The sequence below is a fragment of the Enterobacter sp. DTU_2021_1002640_1_SI_PRY_ASU_LCPMC_013 genome, assembly GCF_032389435.1.
Lineage (GTDB): Bacteria > Pseudomonadota > Gammaproteobacteria > Enterobacterales > Enterobacteriaceae > Enterobacter > Enterobacter hormaechei_C.
In genome coordinates this window covers 2,892,718-2,914,425 of record NZ_CP135594.1, presented here as the reverse complement: position 1 = coordinate 2,914,425, position 21,708 = coordinate 2,892,718, and the positions used below count along the sequence as shown (strand labels likewise).

Genomic DNA, 21,708 nt, shown 5'->3' with positions numbered 1-21,708 from the left:
GTCTGAGTGTGGCGCAGCGGTTTTCACCCTCTCCCCGTGGGAGAGGGCCGGGGTGAGGGCACCAGACCGCACCAATGCTAGCTAAACACCACCTGCGCCCAGCGCGCCAGCCCTGCCGTAACGGAGCCAAAGTCATCGCCGCCGGCAATCGGGATCCCCGGCAGCTGTTCCGCCAGCGCTTTCTTGATCAGCGGCGAACGGGCGCTACCGCCAGTCAGGTAAATTACGTCCGGCTTCACGTTGCCGTTCTCAAGCGCCAGTTGCACCTGCTCCAGAATACGCTGAAGCGGCTGAGTCAGCGCAATTTCCAGCCCTTCCTGAGTGATAGCCGTAGCCAGATCGTCACTGATAAACGGCAGCGAAACCGCATGCTCTGGACGATCGGAAAGGGCAATTTTGCTCTCTTCGGCGGTGCGCACCACGCGGTAGCTCAGGCGCTGACGCCACACCTTATACAGAAGTGCGACCTTCTCTGCATCCTGCGCATCACGCACCAGATCGTTGAGGAAACGGCCATTCGCGGTGCTGTAAAAATCACTCTGGGCAGGGACGTCGTTGATGGCAATCGCGTTCCACCACGGCAGGATCGGCAGGGCGATGCCTTTCTCGGTTTGACCGCCCATGCCGAGCAGCGGCATCAGGCTCTTGAAGGCCAGGGCAATATCAAGATCGTTACCGCCCACGCGGCAGCCGCTGTGCCCCAGCAGACTATTTTCACGATCGCGACGGTGATGCCACTGGGGACCCATCAGCAGTAATGAACAGTCCGTCGTACCGCCGCCGATGTCCACCACCAGCACCCGTTTCTCTTCCGTCAGCGTGGCTTCAAAATCCAGCCCCGCCGCAACCGGCTCATACTGGAACACCACGTCACGGAAGCCTGCCCGGTGCGCTGCACGCTCAAGGATCCCCTGCGCCTGCTGGTTGGCTTCGTCGCCGCCCAGCCCCTGAAAGTTAATCGGACGGCCAATCACCGCCTGGGTGATGGCATCCGGCACCTGGGACTGCGCCTGATTGCGGATGTGCAGCATCATCGCGCAGACCAGGTCTTCAAACATCGCCACCTGCTGCGGCTTCAGGCCGCTGGCGCCGAGGAAGGATTTCGGCGATTTAACGAAGTAGACCTCTTCCGGGTCTTCAATGTACTGCCCGAGGGAAGAGAGGCCGAACTGCACGCTGGACGGGGTAACGTCGATATCTTCCTCGCGGTTAAAGCTGACCGCACGGCGCAGCAGCGCCTGGGTCTCCGCCGCCGTGGCCGGAACCTGATGGTGGCGGAACAGCCACTCGCTCACCGCTTCACGCGTGGGCGCACAAAGCATTGACGGCAACAGCGTACTGCCGTTTTCCATTTTCAGGAGCTGCGGTTGTCCGTTTTGCATTATCGCAACCGAGCAGTTTGCGGTGCCGTAGTCGAATCCAATAAACACAATAAATCCCCATGCCGGTGAGAAGGGGCGAGACTTTAGCGAAATGTCTGCCAGGCGACAACAGGAATATGAAAGCAAGGCGCAACGCGATCTTTCGGTTTATGCTGAGGTAAATACAAAAGGAGAGACGATGTACACTCTGAACTGGCAACCGCCCTACGACTGGTCGTGGATGTTTGGCTTTCTTGCCGCGCGTGCGGTCACGGGGGTTGAGACCGTTACGGAGGATTACTACGAGCGCAGTTTTGGCTATGCCGGGCACCAGGGCGTTTTCCGGGTTACGCCAGACAGCGCAACCCCTACGCTGGCGGTGTCGCTCAGCCCTGGCCTGAGCACGGTGGCGGATATCTGCCTCGACCGCATCTCCCGCCTGTTTGACCTCGATTGCGACCCGCTGCACATTGCGCAGACTCTCGGCGAGCTCGGCGCGGCGCGGCCGGGCTTACGTTTGCCCGGCGCGATGGATGCATACGAGCAGGGCGTGCGCGCCATTCTCGGGCAACTGGTGAGCGTGGCGATGGCGGCAAAACTGGCGTCACGGGTGGTGGCGCTGTGCGGTGAACCCATTGAGGATGCGCCGGGCTATCTCTGCTTTCCTCCGCCAGAGGTGCTGGCCGCGGCAGATCCGCTGGCGTTGAAAGCCCTCGGGATGCCGCTCAGGCGTGCGGAGTCGTTGATTCATCTGGCGCAGTCGGTGGTGGACGGTGAATTCCCGCTGTTCCCGCCTGCGAACGTTGAGGCCGGGATGAAGGCGCTACAGCAGCGCCCCGGCATCGGGCGCTGGACCGCGAATTATCTGGCCCTGCGCGGCTGGCAGGCGAAGGATGTTTTCCTGCCGGATGACTATCTGATTAAACAGCGCTTTGCCGGTATGACGCCCGCGCAGATCCGTCGCTATGCCGAACGCTGGCAGCCGTGGCGCTCGTATGCGCTGTTACATATCTGGTACACCGACGGCTGGTCGCCGTCAGTTGATGGCGAAATAGCTGGTATTCAGCAGTAGATCGAGCGGCTGCGCTTCCCCGATGGTGTCGCCGTAAATAAAATCAACGCCGATGCCCGACAGCGTATCCATCATGATCGACTGATGGCATGGCCCGGCAATGGTTTTTATGCCCAGACGCTGGGCGTGGCCCTGAATGATTGTCACCATCATCTCATCCATCAGATTGCCGTGGACGTTGGTCACCATGTCTGTATCCAGCAGCAGATAATCAGCGGTGTTGGCGCTGAGCTGGCTGAAGACGTTCATATCGCGTCCGACCCGGGTTAGCACCACGCGACAGCCGGCCTGACGAAGCTTTTGCAGACCCTGCTGCACGTTTTCATCCGTATTGCTCAGCACATCAACGGCGATCGCCAGATGCAGCAGCCGCGCCGGCAGCGGACCTCTGGTGATCAGGTCGAGTAGCTCATCCACCAGCGTGACGCTGGCTAAACCCGCTTCTGAGAGCGGCAGCGCGACGCCCATTCCTTTGGCCGCCACCTGTGCGGCATAGGTACGGAAAAATTCGCTGAATATACGTCGGTCCAGGGCGTGCAGCAGCTCCGGCTCCGCCAGCCCGGCGCGGAAGGCATGCTCTTCCAGCACTTCTCCCTGGCTGGTCCACAGCCGCAAGGAAATCAGCCAGAAGCTGCTGCTCTCGGGAATGCGCGGCGAGGCGACGCTGCGGGCGATCATCAGCAGATGGTTATCTTTAATCATGTGCCACTGCTCATCCAGCGACATCATGCTGCGCGTGCTGTGGATCCGCTCCTGCTGGGGTTCGTAGACGGTGACCACGCCGCGCCCGCTGTTTTTCGAGGCGTAGCAGGCGATATCGGCCTGCGACATCACTTCCGCAGCCTGATAATTGGTGTCGTCAATCAGCGTAATCCCCGCGCTGGCGCCAATGCGGTGCAGGCGTCCTTCCCAGGAAAAATGATAGTTGTTGATGGCGTCGATCAACCGGCCCGCAATATAGCGTGCGCTTTCGACGTTGCAGTCCGGCAGCAGCAGGCCAAACTCGTCGCCGCCCAGACGCGCCAGCACGTCGCTGGAGCGCAGCATGGTCAGCATCAGCGAAGAGAGTTCGCGCAGGAGAGCGTCGCCCGCCGCGTGGCCTGCCGTATCGTTCACCGCCTTAAAACGGTCAAGATCGATAAAGACCAGCGCGTGACGCTGATGAGTCTCCTGTACCGTCTGCAACAGGCGCTTAAGATGGTTTTCAAAGCTGACGCGGTTCGCCAGGTGGGTAAGGGCGTCATGGGAAGCGCTGTAGCTCAGCTGGCGCAGCATTTTGCGCGACTCGGTGACGTCCTGAATCACCAGCACCGAGCCGATGGTGTGTCCTTCCAGAGTGCTGAGGGGGGTTATGCTGTAATGAATGTCGAAACTGCCGCCATTGCGGCAGTTAAGCACCACATCCTGTTCGATATCGGTACGGGACATATCGCCGCTGTGGATGTTTTCCATTAACGGACCGTTCTCGCCGAAGGTAATGTGTAGCACCTTCAGAATGGGCTGACCCAGCGCTTCGCTTTGCGACCAGCCGCTCATCTTCTCGGCGACCGGGTTCATAAAGGTGATGTTCATGTCGATGTCGGTACACAGCACCGCTTCGCCGATGGAGTCGAGGGTGATATGCAGGCGCTCTTTTTCCTGGAACAGCGCCTCGTTCAGCTGCTTCACCTCGGTCATATCCATGTTGATCCCTAACAGCCGCTCCACTTCGCCCTGTTTGTTCAGCACCCGGTTCGCCAGCGAACGAATGTGGCGAATGCCATCCTTGACGCGAATGCGAAATTCCAGCTTGAAAGGTACCCTGGCCTGGAGTGACTCACGCAGGACCTGTTCGGCGTGCGTACGATCTTCAGGCACCATGGCCGCATGCCAGAGCTGCCAGGTGGGTTTGATGTGCGGGGGGATCTCGTACAGTTCAAACATTCGTTTATCCCAGCTGATCACGTCCGGCTCGAGATCCCACTCCCAAATCCCGATTCCGCCGGCTTCGTTAGCGAGAGTGATACGCTCCATCAGACGCTTATTCACCCACTCGGTCTGTTTCAGATCGTTGATGTCTTCAATCTGGGCAATAAAGTAGAGCGGCGTGCCGTCGGCATGGCGCACAACGGAGACGGCCAGCAGCGCCCACACCACCTCGCCGCTGCGGGTGTAGTAGCGTTTTTCGAGGGTGTAGGTGTTGATCTCGCCGTGAATCAGCTGTTGCAGCTGCTCCAGATCGGTATTTAAATCTTCCGGCCAGGTTAACTGCTGGAACGTGAGCGACTGAAGCTCAGACTGGCTGTAACCGAGGAAATTGCACAGCGCCTTGTTGGCCTGGAGCCACTGGCCCTCAATGCCCACCAGCGCCATACCAATCGCGGAATACTCCATCGCATTGCGAAAACGTTCTTCGCTTTCCGTAATATGTTTACGCTCGGCCCTGAAGGCATACATCACCATCGTCATAATGTTGGCGGGGAGCAGCATCATCAGGAAGGGGAGCCACGGCGCGTTGAAGGTGACGATCATGCTGGAGGGCGTCATGGAGAGCGGATTTCGCGCCATCATCAGGGACACCATCATGATGGTGAATAAAAATATCAGGAACGCTTCCATACGCGGCAGACGGACCGCGCTCCACATCAGCAGAACGATAATGCAGGTGAATGGCCACGGCAGCCAGGTGATTGCCGTCCAGCTAAGAACCAGCGTGACGACCAGGGTCACCAGCGTTTCCAGCAGCAGTTTCGGGTTGCGGTGGCGCAGCAGGTAATGCGGCTTAAACAGCAGACCTAACGGCACCAGCGCCAGTGCGCCAATGGCTTCTGAAAGTACCCAGACAAGGAAATTACGCAGCGGCTCCGCGCTCGGCACCAGAAAATGAACCAGAACGCCCCCCACCAGCGGCGGCACCAGGGCACTGCCGAGGGCAAGCCGGACCCAGTCGTTGAGGTTTTGCAGCGGATTATACCAGGGGAGCAGCTTACGCAGTAACAGCGCGCCAACCGTGGCCTCAATGATATTGATCGCCGTGTAGGTGATGTTGATCGATGCCCATGAGAAGAGCATCCACGAGGCAAAAATATTGCCAAAGGAGCAGGCGAGCGCAATGCCGGGCCACATTTTTCCCGCATGGCGGTAAAACGCCACCATCATAATTGAAGTCGGGAACCATAGTGGCGCCAGCAGCGTACCGAAGCGAGTCAGCTCGAGGGAAAATAAGGTGAAGATGAACGTGACCAGACCCAGAAAGACAAGCCGCAGTAAAGGATGTGGGGTAGTAACCAAAACCCGCTGGTATTGTTTATTCATTACCGCTCTATCCAGGGACGCCATGTTGTCAGGAGCCAGGTCCGGACGCGTGAAATTAATAATTTGGTTTATGCTAGTACAAACATTTTACAATTCATATGCTGAGTGGTCAGATTTTGACTTCATAGACTTATAAAATAGTTACTCTGCGAAGAAGGGTGATGAAATGGCGAAAAACCGCGCGTAAAAATTTCGCTAAAGGCGTGAAACGGCGCTTTTCAGCCCGCCTCGCATAACCTGCGCATTCGACTGGTATCACGCCCCCGAAATCCCTATAATTGCCGCGTTTGACGCTCCGGCGTCGTCCTTCCTTACATCCAGGTTAATCAGGTCGCTAAATTTATGACTGATAAGTCTCATCAGTGCGTCATCATAGGCATCGCCGGCGCATCGGCTTCAGGTAAAAGTCTTATTGCCAGTACGCTTTATCGCGAACTGCGTGAACAAGTGGGTGATGAGCATATCGGTGTGATTCCCGAAGATAGCTATTACAAAGATCAATCCCATCTTTCGATGGAAGAGCGCGTAAAAACCAACTACGACCACCCCAGTGCGATGGATCACAGCCTGCTGTTCCAGCATCTGGAAGCGCTGAAGCGCGGCGAGGCGATTGAGCTGCCCGTCTACAGCTACGTGGAACATACCCGCACCCAGGAAACGATCCGTATCGAGCCCAAGAAGGTGATTATCCTTGAAGGGATTTTGCTGCTCACCGACGCCCGTTTGCGCGAATCTATGAACTTCTCGATTTTCGTCGACACTCCGCTGGATATCTGCCTGATGCGGCGTATTAAACGCGACGTTAACGAACGCGGCCGCTCCATGGACTCCGTGATGGCGCAATATCAGAAAACCGTTCGCCCGATGTTCCTGCAATTTATTGAGCCTTCGAAACAATACGCCGATATTATCGTGCCTCGCGGCGGTAAAAACCGTATTGCCATTGATATCTTAAAAGCGAAAATCAGTCAGTTTTTTGAATAAGCCGTGTGAATTGTGTACCGTTCAGAGATAACCTGGTTTTGCCCTGACGCCGTAAGGCTTCAGGGCGCGATGCACGAAAGGAGAAAGTGCCATGCGTCTTTGTGACCGCGATATAGAAGCCTGGCTGGATGAAGGCCGCCTGTCTATCACCCCGCGTCCGCCGGTTGAGCGTATTAACGGCGTGACCGTCGATGTGCGTCTGGGGAATAAATTCCGCACCTTCAGCGGCCACACGGCACCGTTTATAGACCTCAGCGGGCCGAAAGACGAAGTCAGTGCGGCGCTGGATCGCGTCATGAGCGACGAAATCGTCATCGAAGAAGGAGAGGCGTTTTATCTCCATCCTGGCGAACTGGCGCTGGCGGTGACCTTTGAATCGGTCACGCTGCCTGCGGACCTGGTCGGCTGGCTTGACGGACGCTCTTCCCTGGCGCGTCTGGGCCTGATGGTGCACGTCACCGCGCACCGTATCGATCCGGGCTGGTCTGGCCGTATCGTGCTGGAGTTCTTTAACGCCGGTAAACTGCCGCTGGCGCTTCGTCCGGGAATGATGATTGGTGCGTTGAGCTTTGAACCGCTGACCGGCCCGGCAGACCGTCCTTATAACCGCCGTCAGGACGCAAAATATCGCGACCAGCAGGGTGCGGTTGCCAGTCGTATCGATAAAGACTGATCTGTGAGTTCACTGAGGAAGCCATGAGAAGAGTTCTGACAACGCTGATGATTTTGCTGGTGGTGCTGGTGGCTGGCCTTTCAGCGTTGGTGCTGCTGGTTAACCCGAATGACTTCCGGGCCTACATGGTGCGGCAGGTGGAAGCGCGCAGCGGGTATGAACTCAAGCTGGACGGGCCGCTGCGCTGGCACGTCTGGCCTCAGCTCAGCATTCTCTCCGGACGTATGTCCCTCACCGCGCCGGGTGCCGCGCAGCCGCTGGTCACGGCGGATAACATGCGTCTTGATGTCGCGCTCATCCCGCTCTTATCCCATCAGCTCCAGGTTGAACAGGTGATGCTGAAAGGGGCGGTGATTCAGCTTACGCCGCAAACCGAAGCCGTTCGTCAGGCGGATGCTCCGGTCGCACCGCGTGAAAACACCTTGCCTGACGTCCCGTCTGACACCGGCTGGTCGTTCGATATTGGTAATCTGAAAGTTGCTGACAGCGTGCTGGTTTTCCAGCATGAAGATGACGAACAGATCACCGTACGCAATATCAACCTCAGGATGGAGCAGGACGCCAACCATCACGCCACCATGGAGTTCTCCGGGCGGATCAACCGCAATCAGCGCGATCTCAACCTGTCGATGAACGCGAACGTGAACGCCTCTGATTATCCGCACCAGCTGACGGCGGACGTTCAGCAGCTTAACTGGCAGCTGACCGGCGCGGATTTACCCGCGAAGGGGATTGCCGGCCAGGGCACGATGCAGGCGGTGTGGCATGAAGAGCGCAAACAGCTCGAACTGAACGCGCTCAACCTCCAGGCCAACGACAGTGCCCTGAAGGGGCAGGCGAGCGTCACGCTTGATGAGAAACCTAAGTGGGTGCTGGATCTGCAATTCGACAAGCTGAACCTCGAGAACCTGCTTCCGCCCCAACCGGTGAACGCGACCGATGAGGGAGCCACGCAGGTGGGGCAAAGCCAGGTCACGCAGTCGCGTCCGGTGATCTCCTCAAATCTCGATCAGCCTGACTACAACGGCCTGCGCGGATTTACCGCCGACATTCTGCTGAAAGCGAACAGCGTGCGCTGGCGTGGGATTGATTTTACTGACGTCAGCAGCCAGATGTTCAACCACAACGGCCTGCTGGTCATCTCCGAGCTCAGCGGAAAAATGGGAGCAGGGAACCTCTCCCTGCCGGGCTCGCTGGATGTACGCAAAGACGTTGCCAGCGCTGCGTTCCAGCCGCGTCTGGAAAACGTTGAGATTGGCACCATCCTGAAAGCCTTTAATTACCCGATTGCCCTCACGGGGCAGCTGTCGCTGGCAGGGGATTTCTCTGGTACGAAGATTGATGCGGACGCCTTCCGTCGTAGCTGGCAGGGGCAGGCGCACGTTGAGCTGAAAGATTCGCGCATGGAAGGGCTGAACTTCCAGCAGCTGGTGCAGCAGGCGGTAGAGCGCAGCAGCAGCGTGAAAGCGAATGAAAACTACGACAGCGCAACCCGTCTGGACAGCTTTACCAGCGAGCTTGCCCTCGACAACGGTCAGCTCTCGCTGGACGACATGCAGGGGACTTCGTCACTGCTGGCGCTGACCGGAACCGGCGCGCTGGATCTGGTGAAAGAGACGGCAGACACCCGCTTCAACGTCCGCGTGAAGGCTGGCTGGGAAGGCGAAGGCCAGCTTGTGGAGTTCCTGAAAGAGACGCCGATACCGCTGCGCGTATACGGAAAATGGCAGGCGCTGAATTACAGTTTGCAGGTCGATCAGATCCTGCGTAAACATCTTCAGGATGAAGCGAAACGTCGGCTGAATGACTGGGCGGACCGCAATAAAGAGTCTCAGTCAGGTAAGGATGTGAAAAAGCTGCTCGATAAGCTGTGATGCCTGTTGTGCCGGGTGGCGGCTTTGTCTTACCCGGCCTATAAAAGCCAGACACCGTAGGCCGGGTAAGCGAAGCGCCACCCGGCTTTTTTACACCTCAAAATCCATCTCATCTTCACCGCGCAGCGGTATCAGCTGCACCTTCTGCACGCGATGGCTCTCAACCTGCAAGGTTTTGATCATGTAATCCCCCACCTGGACCTCTTCGCCCGGCTGCGGAATACGTTGCAGATATTCCATCAGCAAACCGGCGATGGTGTGGTATTCGCGCTTCTCATCCAGCGGAAGCGGAACGAACTGCACCAGATCTTCGAGCGGCATATGGCCGTTGGCGGTCCAGCTGCCGTCGGCGTTTTTCTGAATATCGTGACGCGCATCGATCTCATCCACCTCATTAGGCAGATTACCGGCGATGGTTTCCATCACGTCGCTGAGCGTTACCAGCCCTTCCACAGAACCAAACTCATCAACGACAAACGCGAAGTGGGTACGCGCGTTGCGGAACTGCTCCAGCGCGGAGAGCAGCGGTAGCGCTTCCGGGAAGACCAGCGGCTGGCGCACCAGCGCCCGCAGGTTGAGCGGCTCGCCGTGAAGCTGCTGTTGCAGGAGGTCAATCACGTGTACCACGCCCAGCAGCTCTTCTTCCTCTTCACCGCCGGTGACAACCACCCGGGTGTGCTGGTTTTTATCCAGCAGGGCGCGGATCTGCTCTTCCGGCGCCGTCAGGTCAATATGCTCAATGTCATGGCGGGAGGTCATAATACTGCTCACCGAGCGCTGGTTGAGGTTAAGCACGCGCTCTATCATCCGGCGTTCCTGCGGGTTGAAGATCTGCCCGTCGCTGTGGTCGGCAAGCATCGCCGCGGATTCAGCATCCAGCTCGGCATCCTCTTTTTTGCCGCTCAGCAGGCGCATCACCGTATCTGCGGTGCGCTGTCGTAATGTCTGGTTCGCGGAGAGAAAACGGCGACGGTTGAAAATGGCCAGCTGGTTGAGAAACTCAATCAGCACTGAGAAACCAATGGCGGCGTACAAATACCCTTTCGGGATATGGAAGCCAAAACCATCCGCGACCAGGCTAAAGCCAATCATCAGCAGGAAGCTCAGACAGAGGATGACGATAGTCGGGTGACTGTTCACGAAGCGCGTCAGGGCTTTACTGGCGAGCACCATCAGGGTGATGGCAATGATCACCGCGGCCATCATCACCGCCAGATGGTCAACCATCCCGACGGCCGTGATCACGGAGTCGAGAGAAAAGACGGCATCCAGCACCACTATCTGAGCGACCACTGGCCAGAATTTTGCACCGCGTCGCTGGGTGGGGTTTTCACTGTCTTTTCCTTCCAGCCGCTCATTAAGCTCAACCGTGGCTTTGAACAGCAGGAACAATCCGCCGAAAAGCATGATCAGGTCGCGGGCGCTAAAGCTCAGACCCTGCACGCTGAATAAGGGTTTGGTCAGCGTCACCAGCCAGGAGATTGAGGCCAGTAACAGCAGACGCATCACCATGGCGAGCAGAAGACCCGTCACCCGGGCGCGGTCGCGTTGTGAAGGGGGTAATTTATCGGCAAGGATGGCGATAAACACCAGGTTATCAATGCCGAGCACTAATTCGATGACGACCAGCGTCACCAGCCCGGCCCAGATTGATGGATCGGCAATCCATTCCATAGTAAATGCAATACCTTCTGTTATATGACTAATGTCACACTTCGATCATGGATAAAGCCGACGGAAATTGCAATGCCGGGGTGAGATTTCTCTTAATGCTACACTCAGGTAAACCCCATTTGCCGGGCGGTGTAAATAAGTTAATTGCGAAGATTTAATTACATAAAACGATATTTAGGATATATCGCAATAAATGGTCCGGCGATCTATTTTGTCAATATAAAGAAAATCCGAAAACCTTAAAACTTTGCTCTTAATATTAATCTTAAAAACGAATATTAGGACGGTTGTCTCCTTGCCTGCTATTAGGTTAGCTGCAACAATTCTTCCAGCATCAAATGTTAAATCTCCTTGTTGCTATTTTTGTTTCGGTCTTTGGTGAAGGTTATACATTATCAATCGCCCCTGTGAGGCGTTTGATATATTTCGCAAAAGGCCTTATCCAAGAGGGTGTCTAACCATAACGCATTGTTTAGTCAGTGGATTGGTAACTGAAAGCCAAGGGCGGTAGCGTGCCTGAAAGCGTGTGAATCAGCCTCAATTATTCTGTCAATAGCCAATGGATGAATAAGCTTTTTTTAGGACTGATGCCAGTTATATTGCTAAATGATTAACTACATTCTGATTGTCACCACGACCCGCGCTTATTTTAATTGCACAGGATAATTACTCTGCCAAAGTGATAAATAATCAATGATGAAATCCAAAATGAAATTGATGCCATTATTGGTGTCTGTGACCTTGATGAGTGGTTGCACGGTCTTTCCCGGCAGCAATATGTCGACAATGGGCAAGGATGTGATTAAACAGCAGGATGCTGATTTTGATCTCGACAAAATGGTGAATGTGTATCCATTAACCCCACGTCTGGTAGAACAATTACGCCCACGTCCAAATGTTGCTCAGCCAAATATGTCTCTGGACCAGGAAATTGCCTCTTACCAGTATCGCGTGGGTCCGGGTGACGTCATTAACGTGACCGTCTGGGATCACCCGGAGCTGACCACGCCTGCGGGCCAGTACCGCAGCTCAAGCGACACCGGTAACTGGGTACAGTCCGATGGCACCATGTTCTATCCCTACATTGGCAAAGTGCACGTCGCGGGCAAAACGCTTGCTGAGATCCGTAGTGATATTACCGGCCGCCTGGCGCAGTACATTGCTGACCCGCAGGTGGACGTTAATATCGCCGCGTTCCGATCCCAGAAAGCCTATATCTCTGGCCAGGTCAATAAATCCGGCCAGCAGGCGATCACTAACGTCCCGCTCACCGTTCTCGATGCGATCAATGCCGCAGGCGGCTTAACCGACGGCGCTGACTGGCGCAACGTGGTGCTGACCCACAACGGCAAAGAGCAGCGCATTTCGCTTCAGGCGCTGATGCAAAACGGTGACCTGACCCAGAACCGCCTCCTTTATCCGGGCGATATTCTGTACGTGCCGCGCAACGACGATCTGAAAGTGTTCGTGATGGGTGAAGTGAAGAAACAGAGCACCCTCAAGATGGACTTCAGCGGTATGACCCTGACCGAAGCGCTGGGCAATGCGGAAGGCATCGATCTGACCGCCTCCAACGCCAGCGGTATCTTCGTGATCCGTCCTATCAAAGGCGAAAACGCGAAGGGCAAGATTGCCAACATCTACCAGCTGGATATGTCCGACGCGACGTCCCTGGTCATGGCAACGTCGTTCCGTCTCCAGCCGTACGATGTGGTCTATGTCACCACCGCGCCGGTTGCCCGCTGGAACCGTCTGATCAACCAGTTGCTGCCTACCATCAGTGGCGTTCGCTACATGACGGATACGGCGAGCGACGTTCATAACTGGTAAGCCGCGATGTTTAACAAAATTCTGGTGGTGTGCGTGGGGAACATTTGCCGTTCCCCCACGGCTGAAAGGCTGTTGAAAAATTACCAGCCTGCGTTAACGGTCGACTCCGCAGGGCTGGGCGCGCTGGTCGGAAAAGGTGCCGACGAACGTGCCGCAAGCGTTGCCCTTGAGCATAACCTCTCACTCGACGGGCACGTTGCCCGTCAGGTCTCTGGCCGGATGTGCCGGGAATATGACCTGATCCTCGCGATGGAAAAACGCCACATTCACGCGCTGTGCGATATCGCACCGGAGATGCGCGGCAAGGTGATGCTGTTTGGTCACTGGGATGGTGAGCGCGAAATTCCCGATCCGTATCGCAAGAGCCGCGAGGCCTTTGAGGCGGTATACACCTTACTAGACCAGTCTGCCCGTCAGTGGGCGCAGGCACTGAAAGCTCAGCAGGGATAACAATGACAGAAAAAACAAGACCTTCTGCCGCCCCGACGTCGGGCAGTGATGAAATCGATATCGGTCGCCTGGTAGGGACCGTTATTGAAGCGAAATGGTGGGTGCTGGGTATTACCGCCATCTTTGCCGTGGCGGCGATCGTTTATACGCTGTTCGCGACGCCTATTTACAGCGCCGACGCGCTGGTGCAGATCGAACAAAATACCGGAAACTCGCTGGTTCAGGATATCGGCTCGGCGCTGGCCAACAAGCCGCCGGCATCGGAAGCCGAAATTCAGCTGATCCAGTCGCGCCTGGTACTGGGCAAAACGGTTCACGATCTGGGGCTGGATATCGCGGTCACCAAAAACACCTTCCCGGTATTTGGCGCAGGCTGGGATCGCCTGATGGGGCGCAGTAACGATACGGTAAAAGTGACCGACTTCGTGATCCCAAAAGGGGCAGGGGACCAAACCTTTACCCTGACAGTGCTGGGACCAAAACAGTATCAGCTGACCAGCGACGCGGGCTTCAGCGCACGCGGCGAGGTGGGGCAGATGCTGACCAAAGAGGGCGTCAGCATCAAGGTCAGCGCAATTCAGGCGCATGAGGGCGGGGAGTTTACGGTCACCAAATTCTCGACGCTCGGGATGATCAACAACCTGCAAAACAACCTGACCGTCACCGAAAACGGCAAGGACACCGGCGTCCTGAGCATGACCTTCACCGGTGAAGACAAGGATCAAATTCGCGACATCCTCAATAGCATCACCCGCAACTATCTGGAGCAGAACGTTGAGCGTAAGTCAGCGGAAGCCGCAAAAAGCCTGGCGTTTCTCAGTAAACAGCTGCCGGAGGTGCGCGCCCGTCTGGATGACGCTGAGAACAAGCTGAACGCGTACCGTCAGGACAAGGATTCCGTCGATCTGCCGCTGGAGGCGAAATCGGTTCTCGACTCCATGGTGAATATTGATGCGCAGCTGAACGAGCTGACCTTCAAAGAGGCGGAGATTTCCAAGCTCTATACCAAACGTCACCCGGCGTACCGCACGCTGCTGGAGAAACGTCGTACCCTGGAAGAAGAGAAGGCGAAGCTGAATGACCGCGTGACCGCGATGCCGAAGACGCAGCAGGAAATTGTACGCCTGACGCGTGATGTGGAATCCGGCCAGCAGGTTTACATGCAGCTGCTGAACAAACAGCAGGAGCTGAAAATCACCGAAGCCAGCACCGTCGGCGACGTGCGTATCGTTGACCCGGCGATTACCCAGCCGGGCGTGCTGAAGCCGAAGAAAGCGCTGATTATCCTCGGCAGCATTATTCTCGGCCTGATGCTTTCCATTGTCGGCGTGCTGCTGCGCTCGCTGTTCAACCGCGGTATCGAAAGCCCGCAGGTGCTGGAAGAGAACGGGATCAGCGTGTACGCCAGCATCCCGCTTTCAGAGTGGCAGAAGTCCCGTGACAGCGTCAAAACCGTTAAGGGCGTCAAGCGTTACAAACAGAGCCAGCTGCTGGCCGTGGGTAACCCGACTGACCTGGCGATTGAAGCGGTGCGCAGCCTGCGTACCAGCCTCCACTTCGCCATGATGCAGGCCAAAAACAACGTCCTGATGATGACCGGTGTCAGCCCGTCAATCGGTAAAACCTTCGTCTGCGCCAACCTGGCGGCGGTGGTGAGCCAGACCAACAAGCGCGTGCTGTTGATCGACTGCGATATGCGTAAGGGCTACACCCATGAGCTGCTGGGGACCAACAACGTTAACGGTCTGTCGGAAATCCTGCTCGGTAAAGGGGAAATCAGCGAGAGCGCCAAGCCGACGTCGATTCCGAAATTTGACCTGATCCCGCGTGGCCAGGTGCCGCCGAACCCGTCTGAACTGCTGATGAGCGAGCGCTTCACGCAGCTGATTGAGTGGGCGAGCAAAAACTATGACCTGGTGCTGATCGATACCCCACCAATTCTGGCGGTCACCGACGCTGCCGTGGTAGGGCGTCATGCGGGCACCACGCTGATGGTTGCACGCTATGCGGTGAACACCCTGAAGGAAGTGGAAACCAGCCTGAGCCGCTTTGAGCAGAACGGTATTGAGGTGAAGGGGGTCATTCTGAACTCCATCTTCCGCCGCGCGACCGGGTATCAGGATTACGGCTACTACGAGTACGAATACAAGTCTGACAGTAAATAATAATCCCCCTCATCCTAACCCTCTCCCCAGGGGGGAGAGAGGACTGCATGGTGCAGCTTTTCTCCCTCTCCCTCCGGGAGAGGGTCGGGGTGAGGGATAAGGGGAAGACCATGACCACACAACGCCCTTTGATTTCTATCTATATGCCGACATGGAATCGTCAGCAGCTGGCGATCCGCGCGATTAAATCGGTCCTGCGTCAGGATTACGATAACTGGGAACTGATTATCGTGGATGACTGTTCCTCCTCTTACGAACAACTGCAAAAGTTTGTTGAAGACCTGAACGACCCGCGCGTGGTGTACACCCACAACGCCATCAACTCCGGGGCGTGTGCGGTGCGCAACCAGGCGATTATGCAGGCGAAAGGGCAGTATCTGACCGGTATCGACGACGATGACGAATGGACGCCAAACCGTCTGTCAATCTTCCTGTCGCACAAAGCGCAGCTGGTGACCCACGCGTTTCTGTATGCCAATGACTATGTTTGCCAGGGCGAGGTCTATTCGCAGCCGGCCAGCCTGCCGCTGTATCCGAAATCACCGTATTCCCGCCGCCTGTTCTACAAGCGCAACATTATCGGCAATCAGGTGTTTACCTGGGCATGGCGCTTTAAGGAGTGCCTGTTCGATACCGAGCTGAAGGCCGCGCAGGATTACGACATCTTCCTGCGGATGGTGGTGGAGTACGGCGAGCCGTGGAAGGTGGAAGAGGCCACGCAGATCCTGCACATCAATCACGGGGAGATGCAAATCACCTCGTCGCCGAAGAAATTCTCGGGTTACTTCCATTTTTACCGCAAGCACAAGGACAAGTTTGACCGTGCCAGCCGGAAGTATCAGCTCTTCACCCTGTATCAGATCCGTAATAAGCGCATGAACTGGCGCACGCTGCTGACGCTGCTGTCGGTACGTAACGGCAAGCGTCTGGCTGACGGGCTTCGGGGGAAATAATGTTTCTGGAAGATTGCCGCGCTAACAGCTGGAGCCTGCGCCCGTGCTGCATGGTTCTGGCCTACCGTATTGCGCACTTTTGCTCGGTGTGGCGCAAAAAAAATGTGCTGAACAATATCTGGGCCGCGCCGGTGCTGGTGCTGTACCGCATCATCACCGAATGCTTTTTTGGCTATGAAATTCAGGCCGCTGCCACCATTGGCCGCCGCTTTACCATTCATCACGGCTATGCGGTGGTCATCAACAAGTTCGTCGTCGCGGGTGATGATTTCACCATTCGCCACGGGGTGACAATCGGCAACCGCGGGCCAGACAGCCTGGCCTGCCCGGTGATTGGCAATAACGTCGAGTTGGGCGCCAACGTGGTGATGATCGGGGACATTACCGTGGGTAATAACGTGACGATTGGCGCAGGCAGCGTGGTGCTGGACAGCATTCCGGACAACGCGCTGGTGGTGGGCGAGAAAGCCCGCGTGAAGGTGATTAAATGAACATTCTGCAATTTAACGTACGCCTCGCAGAGGGCGGGGCGGCAGGCGTAGCGCTGGATCTGCACCAGCGCGCGCTGCAAAAAGGACTCCAGTCGCGCTTTGTTTACGGTTACGGTAAAGGCGGCAAGAAAAGCGTCAGCCATGATAACTATCCGCAGGTGCTGAAGCAGACGCCACGTCTGACCTCCATCGCCAATATTGCGCTGTTCCGCCTGTTTAACCGCGACCTGTTCGGCAACCTGAATAATCTCTACCGCACCGTCACCCGCACTCGCGGCCCGGTTGTGCTGCACTTCCACGTGCTGCACAGCTACTGGCTGAATCTGGAAGAGGTGGTGGCGTTTTGTGGCAAGGTGAAGGCGCACAAGCCGGATACCCGATTTGTCTGGACGCTGCACGACCACTGGAGCGTGACCGGACGTTGCGCCTTTACCGACGGCTGCGAAGGCTGGAAAGATAACTGCCAGAAATGCCCTACGCTCAGCAACTACCCGCCGGTGAAGGTCGATCGCGCGCATCAGCTGGTTGAGGGTAAGCGTCAGCTGTTCCGCGATATGCTCTCGCTCGGCTGCACCTTTATCTCCCCAAGCCAGCACGTGGCGGACGCTTTTAATAGCCTGTACGGAGCAGGGCGCTGCCAGATCATCAACAACGGTATTGATGTGGCAACGGAAGCGATCCTGGCCGAACTGACGCCCGTAGCCGTTACCCCCGGTAAGCCGAAAATTGCGGTCGTCGCCCATGACCTGCGCTACGACGGCAAAACCAACCAGCAGCTGGTGCGCGACATGATGGCGCTCGGCGACAAAATTGAACTGCATACCTTTGGCAAATTCTCGCCGTTCGAAGGCGCTAACGTGGTGAACCACGGGTTTGAAACCGACAAGCGCAAACTGATGAGCGCGCTGAACGGTATGGACGCGCTGGTGTTCAGCTCCCGCGTGGACAACTACCCGCTGATCCTGTGCGAAGCGCTCTCCATCGGCGTACCGGTGATTGCCACCCACAGCGACGCCGCGCGTGAGGTGCTGGAGAAATCGGGCGGTAAAACCTTTAGTGAAAATGAGGTGCTGCCGCTGGTGCAGTTGTCGAAGGCCGATATCGCGCAGGCTGTTTTTGGCACTGACCTGGAATCGTTCCGCAACCGCAGCCGTAAAGCGTACAGTGGACAACAGATGCTGGAGGAGTATGTCTCGTTCTATCAGAATCTGTAGTTATCTGCTGCTGCCGCTGATCTACCTGCTGGTCAACGTTAAGATTGCCCAGCTCGGTGAAAGCTTCCCGATCACTATCGTCACCTTCCTGCCGGTTCTGCTGTTGCTTTACGTTGACAAGCTTAACCTCAAAAAGCTGATGATTTCACTGGGCATCGGGTTTGGTCTGACGGCGTTTAACTACATCTTTGGTCAGTCGCTGGACGCCAGCAAATATGTCACCTCCACCATGCTGTTTGTTTATATCGTTATCATTATTGGCATGGTGTGGAGTATTCGCTTTAAAACTATTTCTCCGCACAATTATAGGAAAATCCTCAGGTTCTTTTATATTGTCGTCGGGCTGATTGTTGTGCTTGCGGCAATGGAGATGGCGCAAATTATTCTCACAGGCGGCAGTAGCCTGATGGAAATAATTTCGAAATATCTTATATACAGTAACAGCTATGTACTGAACTTCATTAAGTTTGGTGGCAAGCGTACAACCGCGCTCTATTTTGAACCGGCGTTTTTTGCTCTGGCATTAATCTCAATTTGGCTCAGCATCAAACAGTTCGGTATCAAAACCCCCAAGACCGATGCTATGATTCTTGCAGGAATCGTTCTGTCAGGGTCGTTCTCCGGGGTAATGACGTTTATTCTGTTTTACCTGCTGGAGTGGGCGTTCCAGTACCTGAACAAAGAGGCGATTAAGAAAAAACTGCCGCTGGCGATAATCTCTCTGACGGTATTTTTAGTGGGCGTAATATTTGCGTTTCCGTACATTTCTGAACGTCTGGGTGATTTGGGAACGGAAGGTTCGTCGTCCTATTATCGCATCATTGGTCCACTGGTGATGGTGGGTTATTCCTTAACCCATATTGATGGCGTAGTAAGATTCGGCTCACTTTACGAATATGTTGCATCATTCGGAATCTTTAACGGTGCGGATGTCGGTAAAACCATAGACAATGGTCTGTATCTGTTAATTATCTATTTTTCCTGGTTCGCCGTACTGTTGACACTGTGGTATCTGTTTAAAGTTTTCAAAATGATGATTAACGCGTTTGGTGATAACCAGAACTTTCGCGTGCAACTTTATCTGTTCACACCGGTGTCGTTGTTTTTTACCGGGTCAATATTTAGCCCGGAATATGCATTCTTAATTGTATGTCCGTTTATTTTGCGCAAAGCGCTGAATATTACGAGCGTATGACGAAATGAGGTGATTTATGTTTCTTAGCGTCATTACTGTCGCCTTTCGTAACTACGAAGGGGTGGTAAAAACCTGGCGCTCGCTGCGCAACCTGGCGCGCGATCCGAGCCTCACTTTTGAGTGGATCGTGGTCGATGGCGGCTCGAACGACGGCACGGCGGAGTTCCTGGAAAAACTCAACGGTGAGTTCAACTTACGTTACATCAGCGAGAAAGATAAAGGTATTTACGATGCCATGAATAAAGGCATCAACATGGCGCAGGGGCGTTACGCGATCTTCCTCAATTCCGGCGATGTGTTCCATGAAGATGTGGCGCTGTTTGCCCGTCAGCTGGCGCGCCAGAAAGAAGATGCCATGTTTATCGGTGATGCGCTGCTTGATTTCGGCGAGGGGAAAAAAGTGCTGCGCGGCGCGAAACCAGGCTGGTATATCTACCACAGCCTCCCGGCCAGCCATCAGGCTATTTTCTTCCCAATGAGCGGCCTGAAAAAACAGCCTTACGATTTGCGCTATAAAGTGTCATCAGATTATGCCCTGGCCGCCAGCCTGTATAAATCTGGCTACCCGTTCCGTCGAATTAAAGGACTGGTATCTGAATTTTCAATGGGTGGCGTGTCAACCTCGAATAATCTGGAACTGTGCCAGGATGCCAAAAACGTGCAGCGTAAAATATTACGCGTGCCGGGGTTCTGGGCGGAATTATCTTATTTCTTACGTCTGAAAACGACGGGTAAAGCGAAAGCCTTATATAACAAAGCCTGAGATATAAGGAAACGTAATGCAGGAATTAAATGGATTCTCCGTGCCGAAAGGTTTTCGGGGCGGGAGCGGTATTAAAGTTCAACTGTGGTGGGCTGTACAGGCAACGTTATTTGCCTGGTCGCCGCAAATACTGTACCGCTGGCGCGCATTTTTACTGCGTCTGTTTGGCGCAAAAATAGGAAAAAACGTAGTCATTCGACCTTCGGTGAAAATTACTTATCCCTGGAAATTAACGCTTGGGGATTACGCCTGGGTTGGGGATGACGCGGTGTTATATACCCTTGGCGAGATTACGATTGGCGCAAATTCGGTGGTTTCACAGAAGTGTTATTTGTGCACCGGCAGCCACGATTTTATGAGCCCGCATTTTGATATTACCGCTTCGCCTGTTGTGATCGGTGAAAAATGCTGGCTGGCAACAGACGTCTTTGTTGCACCCGGTGTTTCTGTTGGCGATGGCACGGTAGTCGGTGCCCGCAGCAGCGTTTTTAAATCGCTTCCGGCAAATAAAATTTGCCGTGGCAACCCCGCAGTGGTGATACGCGAACGCGTTGAAACTGAAAAACTTTGATAAGTACAGAGGAATATAAACATGTCTAAAGTCGCTCTCATCACCGGCGTTACCGGACAAGATGGTTCTTACCTGGCAGAATTGCTGCTGGAAAAAGGGTATGAAGTTCACGGTATTAAGCGTCGTGCCTCTTCATTCAACACCGAGCGTGTCGATCACATTTACCAGGATCCGCATGCGGCAAACCCGAAATTCCATCTGCACTACGGCGACCTGACCGATACCTCCAACCTGACCCGCATCCTGCAAGAAGTACAGCCGGATGAAGTGTACAACCTGGGGGCAATGAGCCACGTTGCGGTTTCCTTCGAGTCCCCGGAGTACACCGCTGACGTGGATGCGATGGGTACGCTGCGTCTGCTGGAAGCGATTCGCTTCCTTGGTCTTGAGAAGAAAACCCGCTTCTACCAGGCATCTACCTCTGAGCTGTACGGTCTGGTGCAGGAAATTCCGCAGAAAGAGACCACGCCGTTCTACCCGCGTTCTCCGTACGCTGTGGCGAAACTGTACGCTTACTGGATCACCGTGAACTACCGTGAATCCTACGGCATGTACGCCTGTAACGGCATTCTGTTCAACCACGAATCTCCGCGTCGCGGCGAAACCTTCGTGACCCGCAAAATCACCCGCGCGATCGCCAACATCGCTCAGGGCCTGGAGTCTTGCCTGCACCTCGGCAACATGGATTCCCTGCGTGACTGGGGCCATGCGAAAGACTACGTGAAAATGCAGTGGATGATGTTGCAGCAGGAACAGCCAGAAGACTTCGTGATCGCGACCGGCGTGCAGTACTCCGTACGTCAGTTCGTTGAGATGGCTGCGGCACAGCTGGGCATCAAGCTGCGCTTCGAAGGCACCGGCGTGGAAGAGAAGGGTATCGTTGTTTCCGTAACCGGCCACGACGCACCGGGCGTGAAGCCAGGCGACGTGATTGTCCAGGTTGATCCGCGTTACTTCCGTCCTGCTGAAGTGGAAACCCTGCTGGGCGACCCAACCAAAGCGCACGAGAAACTGGGCTGGAAACCAGAAACCACCCTGCAAGAAATGGTATCCGAGATGGTGGCCAAAGATCTTGAAGCAGCGAAAAAACACTCCCTGCTCAAGTCTCATGGCTACGAGGTTGCCATCGCGCTGGAGTCCTGAG

General features: G+C 55.4%; 17 protein-coding genes. 14 read left to right on the top strand and 3 right to left on the bottom strand.

Annotated features, from left to right (window positions below; all coding sequences use genetic code 11):
• Window positions 1–77: 77 nt before the first annotated feature.
• Window positions 78–1,430, bottom strand: a complete 1,353-nt coding sequence (yegD, locus tag RS584_RS14020) for a molecular chaperone (RefSeq protein ID WP_315748064.1) — start codon at window positions 1,428–1,430, stop codon at window positions 78–80.
• Between the two features lie 130 nt (window positions 1,431–1,560).
• Between yegD and alkA the strand changes: the two genes are divergently transcribed.
• Window positions 1,561–2,433: a DNA-3-methyladenine glycosylase 2 gene (gene alkA, locus RS584_RS14015; RefSeq protein WP_315748063.1), complete on the top strand. Its 873-nt coding sequence runs from the start codon at window positions 1,561–1,563 to the stop codon at window positions 2,431–2,433.
• Here the strand turns inward: alkA and RS584_RS14010 are convergent.
• A complete protein-coding gene (locus RS584_RS14010; RefSeq protein ID WP_315748062.1) occupies window positions 2,398–5,727 on the bottom strand; it encodes a diguanylate cyclase in 3,330 nt (1,109 codons plus the stop codon). The genes alkA and RS584_RS14010 overlap by 36 nt on opposite strands.
• 342 nt (window positions 5,728–6,069) lie before the next feature.
• Here RS584_RS14010 and udk point away from each other — a divergent pair, with 342 nt between their 5' ends.
• The 3 genes from udk (at window position 6,070) to asmA (ending at window position 9,258) form a co-directional block, all read left to right on the top strand.
• Window positions 6,070–6,711: a uridine kinase gene (gene udk / locus RS584_RS14005; protein WP_000130320.1), complete on the top strand. Its 642-nt coding sequence runs from the start codon at window positions 6,070–6,072 to the stop codon at window positions 6,709–6,711.
• A gap of 91 nt (window positions 6,712–6,802) precedes the next feature.
• Window positions 6,803–7,384, top strand: a complete 582-nt coding sequence (gene dcd, locus RS584_RS14000; protein WP_006811250.1) for a dCTP deaminase — start codon at window positions 6,803–6,805, stop codon at window positions 7,382–7,384.
• Between the two features lie 23 nt (window positions 7,385–7,407).
• Complete coding sequence (asmA, locus tag RS584_RS13995; RefSeq protein WP_315748061.1) at window positions 7,408–9,258, top strand: outer membrane assembly protein AsmA; 1,851 nt, start codon at window positions 7,408–7,410, stop codon at window positions 9,256–9,258.
• A 90-nt stretch (window positions 9,259–9,348) separates the two neighbouring features.
• Here the strand turns inward: asmA and RS584_RS13990 are convergent, their stop codons facing one another.
• A complete protein-coding gene (locus tag RS584_RS13990) occupies window positions 9,349–10,932 on the bottom strand; it encodes a TerC family protein (RefSeq protein ID WP_015572372.1) in 1,584 nt (527 codons plus the stop codon).
• A 693-nt stretch (window positions 10,933–11,625) separates the two neighbouring features.
• On the opposite strand from RS584_RS13990, the gene RS584_RS13985 reads away from it, so the two are divergent.
• From RS584_RS13985 to gmd, 10 genes are all read left to right on the top strand, one after another.
• Window positions 11,626–12,762, top strand: a complete 1,137-nt coding sequence (locus RS584_RS13985) for a polysaccharide export protein (protein ID WP_003862079.1) — start codon at window positions 11,626–11,628, stop codon at window positions 12,760–12,762.
• Window positions 12,763–12,768: 6 nt separating this feature from the next.
• Window positions 12,769–13,212, top strand: coding sequence for a low molecular weight protein-tyrosine-phosphatase Wzb (gene wzb, locus RS584_RS13980; protein WP_003862078.1), 444 nt, complete (start codon window positions 12,769–12,771; stop codon window positions 13,210–13,212).
• Between the two features lie 2 nt (window positions 13,213–13,214).
• Window positions 13,215–15,377: a tyrosine-protein kinase Wzc gene (wzc, locus tag RS584_RS13975; protein ID WP_015572374.1), complete on the top strand. Its 2,163-nt coding sequence runs from the start codon at window positions 13,215–13,217 to the stop codon at window positions 15,375–15,377.
• 110 nt (window positions 15,378–15,487) lie between these two features.
• Window positions 15,488–16,330 carry a colanic acid biosynthesis glycosyltransferase WcaA gene (wcaA, locus tag RS584_RS13970; protein WP_017383272.1) on the top strand — a complete coding sequence of 281 codons (843 nt, stop codon included), beginning with the start codon at window positions 15,488–15,490 and terminating at the stop codon, window positions 16,328–16,330.
• Window positions 16,330–16,821, top strand: coding sequence for a colanic acid biosynthesis acetyltransferase WcaB (gene wcaB, locus RS584_RS13965; RefSeq protein ID WP_003863505.1), 492 nt, complete (start codon window positions 16,330–16,332; stop codon window positions 16,819–16,821). Before wcaA ends, wcaB begins: the two co-directional genes overlap by 1 nt.
• On the top strand, window positions 16,818–18,035 hold the full coding sequence (gene wcaC / locus RS584_RS13960; RefSeq protein ID WP_045328792.1) for a colanic acid biosynthesis glycosyltransferase WcaC: 1,218 nt from the start codon (window positions 16,818–16,820) through the stop codon (window positions 18,033–18,035). The genes wcaB and wcaC overlap by 4 nt, the downstream gene beginning before the upstream one ends.
• A complete protein-coding gene (gene wcaD, locus RS584_RS13955; RefSeq protein WP_015572375.1) occupies window positions 18,010–19,230 on the top strand; it encodes a colanic acid polymerase WcaD in 1,221 nt (406 codons plus the stop codon). Before wcaC ends, wcaD begins: the two co-directional genes overlap by 26 nt.
• 16 nt (window positions 19,231–19,246) lie before the next feature.
• Entirely contained in the window at window positions 19,247–19,993 is a 747-nt protein-coding gene (gene wcaE, locus RS584_RS13950; protein WP_003863510.1) for a colanic acid biosynthesis glycosyltransferase WcaE, read from the top strand.
• Window positions 19,994–20,009: 16 nt separating this feature from the next.
• Window positions 20,010–20,564, top strand: a complete 555-nt coding sequence (gene wcaF / locus RS584_RS13945; RefSeq protein WP_015572376.1) for a colanic acid biosynthesis acetyltransferase WcaF — start codon at window positions 20,010–20,012, stop codon at window positions 20,562–20,564.
• A gap of 21 nt (window positions 20,565–20,585) precedes the next feature.
• On the top strand, window positions 20,586–21,707 hold the full coding sequence (gene gmd / locus RS584_RS13940; RefSeq protein ID WP_003863514.1) for a GDP-mannose 4,6-dehydratase: 1,122 nt from the start codon (window positions 20,586–20,588) through the stop codon (window positions 21,705–21,707).
• The last annotated feature ends 1 nt before the right edge of the window (window position 21,708 follow it).

What these genes read in the sequence shown, in the direction of transcription:
- alkA (WP_315748063.1), top strand. Translation starts at nt 1,561, where the DNA reads ATGTACACTCTGAACTGGCAACCGCCCTACGACTGGTCGTGGATGTTT.
- RS584_RS14010 (WP_315748062.1), bottom strand. Translation starts at nt 5,727, where the DNA reads ATGAATAAACAATACCAGCGGGTTTTGGTTACTACCCCACATCCTTTA.
- udk (WP_000130320.1), top strand. Translation starts at nt 6,070, where the DNA reads ATGACTGATAAGTCTCATCAGTGCGTCATCATAGGCATCGCCGGCGCA.
- dcd (WP_006811250.1), top strand. Translation starts at nt 6,803, where the DNA reads ATGCGTCTTTGTGACCGCGATATAGAAGCCTGGCTGGATGAAGGCCGC.
- asmA (WP_315748061.1), top strand. Translation starts at nt 7,408, where the DNA reads ATGAGAAGAGTTCTGACAACGCTGATGATTTTGCTGGTGGTGCTGGTG.
- RS584_RS13990 (WP_015572372.1), bottom strand. Translation starts at nt 10,932, where the DNA reads ATGGAATGGATTGCCGATCCATCAATCTGGGCCGGGCTGGTGACGCTG.
- RS584_RS13985 (WP_003862079.1), top strand. Translation starts at nt 11,626, where the DNA reads ATGATGAAATCCAAAATGAAATTGATGCCATTATTGGTGTCTGTGACC.
- wzb (WP_003862078.1), top strand. Translation starts at nt 12,769, where the DNA reads ATGTTTAACAAAATTCTGGTGGTGTGCGTGGGGAACATTTGCCGTTCC.
- wzc (WP_015572374.1), top strand. Translation starts at nt 13,215, where the DNA reads ATGACAGAAAAAACAAGACCTTCTGCCGCCCCGACGTCGGGCAGTGAT.
- wcaA (WP_017383272.1), top strand. Translation starts at nt 15,488, where the DNA reads ATGACCACACAACGCCCTTTGATTTCTATCTATATGCCGACATGGAAT.
- wcaB (WP_003863505.1), top strand. Translation starts at nt 16,330, where the DNA reads ATGTTTCTGGAAGATTGCCGCGCTAACAGCTGGAGCCTGCGCCCGTGC.
- wcaC (WP_045328792.1), top strand. Translation starts at nt 16,818, where the DNA reads ATGAACATTCTGCAATTTAACGTACGCCTCGCAGAGGGCGGGGCGGCA.
- wcaD (WP_015572375.1), top strand. Translation starts at nt 18,010, where the DNA reads ATGTCTCGTTCTATCAGAATCTGTAGTTATCTGCTGCTGCCGCTGATC.
- wcaE (WP_003863510.1), top strand. Translation starts at nt 19,247, where the DNA reads ATGTTTCTTAGCGTCATTACTGTCGCCTTTCGTAACTACGAAGGGGTG.
- wcaF (WP_015572376.1), top strand. Translation starts at nt 20,010, where the DNA reads ATGCAGGAATTAAATGGATTCTCCGTGCCGAAAGGTTTTCGGGGCGGG.
- gmd (WP_003863514.1), top strand. Translation starts at nt 20,586, where the DNA reads ATGTCTAAAGTCGCTCTCATCACCGGCGTTACCGGACAAGATGGTTCT.